4 protein-coding genes are annotated in these 2,440 nt (G+C 69.6%); 2 read left to right on the top strand and 2 right to left on the bottom strand.

Going from position 1 to position 2,440, the window contains the following annotated elements; genetic code table 11:
- Together ACFVJS_RS27540 and ACFVJS_RS27535 are read right to left on the bottom strand one after the other, a co-directional pair.
- Positions 1–236 (bottom strand): FGGY family carbohydrate kinase (locus ACFVJS_RS27540; RefSeq protein ID WP_378886728.1); only part of this gene is annotated, 236 nt, incomplete at its 3' end.
- Between the two features lie 115 nt (positions 237–351).
- Positions 352–1,122, bottom strand: coding sequence for an IclR family transcriptional regulator (locus ACFVJS_RS27535; protein WP_378886727.1), 771 nt, complete (start codon positions 1,120–1,122; stop codon positions 352–354).
- A 181-nt stretch (positions 1,123–1,303) separates the two neighbouring features.
- On the opposite strand from ACFVJS_RS27535, the gene ACFVJS_RS27530 reads away from it, so the two are divergent.
- Complete coding sequence (locus ACFVJS_RS27530) at positions 1,304–2,122, top strand: MIP/aquaporin family protein (protein WP_378886726.1); 819 nt, start codon at positions 1,304–1,306, stop codon at positions 2,120–2,122.
- Between the two features lie 54 nt (positions 2,123–2,176).
- Positions 2,177–2,440, top strand: a 264-nt coding sequence (locus ACFVJS_RS27525; RefSeq protein WP_378886725.1) for an FGGY family carbohydrate kinase, incomplete at its 3' end; no start/stop codon positions are given.

The following is a 2,440-nucleotide window of genomic DNA, read 5'->3' as shown; positions in this document are numbered from 1 at the left end:
CCGAGCCCGACGACCTGGGACGGCGACGCCCCAGCCTCCGCGAGCGCCTCCGGCATCACCCGCCGGACGATGTCCCAGATCTCCAGTGGATCGTGCTCGACCCAGCCGGCGCGCGGATAGTGCTGATGGTGCTCCCGCTGCGCCAGCGAGACCATCCTGCCCTCGCGGTCGAAGAGCATGCACCGCGTCGAGGTCGTGCCCTGGTCGAGCGCGGCGACATACCGCGGAAGACTCATGCCGGCGCCTCGGATGCGGACCGAGGTAACTCGGTGTGGTTGCGCCTACTTCGCGGAACTCCACGAAGTAAGTGGCAGCTCACCGAGTTACCTCGGTGAGCATTCACCGCGCACCTCATGCCGCCCGGCCGTGACCGAGCGCCCGCGAGATCGACCGGGAGACCCCGACGACCTCCTCGACGAGATCCGAGCGGGGCAATCCACGCGCATCGCACAGTCGCACCACCGGGCCCGCGATGCCGACCGCGGCGACGACATAGCCACCGCGGTCACGCACCGGCGCCGCGATCCCGGCGACCTCCGGTCGCGCCTCGGAGACGGCCGAGGCCCACCCGGTGTCACGCGCGTCCGCCAGCGCCCGCAGCAGCGCCGACCGGTCGGTGATCGTCCGGAAGGTCAGCCGGTCCAGCCGCCGCCCGATGACGCTGCGGGCCGCGCCTGGATCGAAGGCGACCAGCACCTTGCCGAGCGCGGTGGCATGCAGCGGGAGCGACCGCCCGGTGTCCATCACCTGCACCCCCGGCCCCGCCCGGAAGACATGGTGCGCCACCACCGCCGCCCCGTCGCGGTAGGCCGCGATCCGTGCCTCCTCGCCCGTACGCGCCGCCAGCGTGTCCACCCAGTTGAGCGTCTCCGAGCGCAGCTCGTTGAGATCCAGCGTCACGGACCCGAGGTGGAGCAAGCCGGAACCCAGCAGATAGCGCCCGGTGACCGGCTCCTGGTCGACGAACCCCGCCCCCGCCAACGTACGCAGCAACCCGTGCGCCGTCGGCTTGGCCAGCCCCACCGCAGCCGCCAGCTCACCGAGAGCCATCGGTTCACCCTCGGCGGAGAGCACGTGTAGCAGCGCAGCCGCCCGCTCGACGGATTGCACGGTCCGAGACATCGGGTAAAAGCGTAGGGGCCGAACAAATCCCCGGCACCGGGTTCGAGGATCCGAGGACCGACCGGTGCCACCCGGTGAAACACGGCGACGTTCGACGATGCCGAACGGAGGACATTGTGACGCCCGTCACTCGCTCCTACGGTGCACAGGTCCGCCAGACCCCACACGGCAGGAGCAGCGCATGAAGACAAACAGAACGCTCGTCGGTGAGCTCAGCGCCGAGTTCGCCGGGACGATGATCCTGATCCTCTTCGGAGTCGGTGTGGTCGCGCAGGTCGTGACCGGCGACGGCGGCCTGGGCGACCACGACTCGATCGCCTGGGCCTGGGGGATCGGGGTGATGCTGGGCATCTACACCGCGGGACGGATCAGCGGCGCCCACCTCAACCCGGCCGTCAGCCTCGCGATGGCCGTGTTCAGCGACTTCCCGTGGCGCAAGGTGCTGCCCTACAGCATCGCCCAGATCCTCGGCGCCTTCGTCGCCGCACTGATCGTTCGTGCCGCCTACGGGGACGCGATCGCCAGCGTCGACCCCGGGCACACCCACGCCACCCAGGGCATCTTCTCGACGCTTCCGGGCAACGGCGACGCCGGTCTGGGGATCAGCCTCGCCACCGCCTTCGCCGACCAAGTGATCGGCACCGCGATCCTGCTCTTCCTGATCATGGCGATCACCGACGCGAAGAACTCGGCGCCCATCGCCTGGTTCTCGCCCGTCGCGGTCGCGTTCGTGATCGTCGGGATCGGGATGGCGTGGGGCACCAACGCCGGCTACGCCATCAACCCCGCCCGTGACTTCGGGCCGCGGCTGGCCTCCTTCATCACCGGCTACGACGGAGCCTGGGTGACTGCCGCCGGCGACGTCTACTTCTGGATCCCGATCGTCGCCCCGCTCGTCGGTGGACTCATCGGCGCCGGAGCGTACAAGGTGTTGATCGCACGCTTCTTGCCCGCCGAGGAGGAGGCTGAGGAGACCAGCGACCTGCCTGCCGCCGCCTGACCACCGATCGCCCCCGACAGACCCAGACACAGCAAGAACCCCGAAAGGACCGACATGCCCGACTACGTCGCAGCCGTCGACCAAGGCACCACCAGCACCCGCTGCATGATCTTCGACCACGGCGGCAACGAGGTGGCCCGCCACCAGCTCGAGCACGAGCAGATCATGCCCAAGGCTGGCTGGGTGGAGCACAACCCGGTGGAGATCTGGGAGCGCACCAGCTCGGTGATCCAGACCGCGCTCGGCCGCAAGGGGCTCACGGACAAGGACATCGCCGCGCTCGGCATCACCAACCAGCGCGAGACCACCGTCGTGTGG

Origin of the sequence: Nocardioides sp. NPDC057772 (assembly GCF_042798075.1) — a bacterium.
Classification (GTDB): domain Bacteria; phylum Actinomycetota; class Actinomycetes; order Propionibacteriales; family Nocardioidaceae; genus Nocardioides.
The sequence above is the reverse complement of the archived record's forward strand: the minus strand, read 5'-3'. Positions and strand labels throughout refer to the sequence as shown.

What these genes read in the sequence shown, in the direction of transcription:
- ACFVJS_RS27535 (WP_378886727.1), bottom strand. Translation starts at nt 1,122, where the DNA reads ATGTCTCGGACCGTGCAATCCGTCGAGCGGGCGGCTGCGCTGCTACAC.
- ACFVJS_RS27530 (WP_378886726.1), top strand. Translation starts at nt 1,304, where the DNA reads ATGAAGACAAACAGAACGCTCGTCGGTGAGCTCAGCGCCGAGTTCGCC.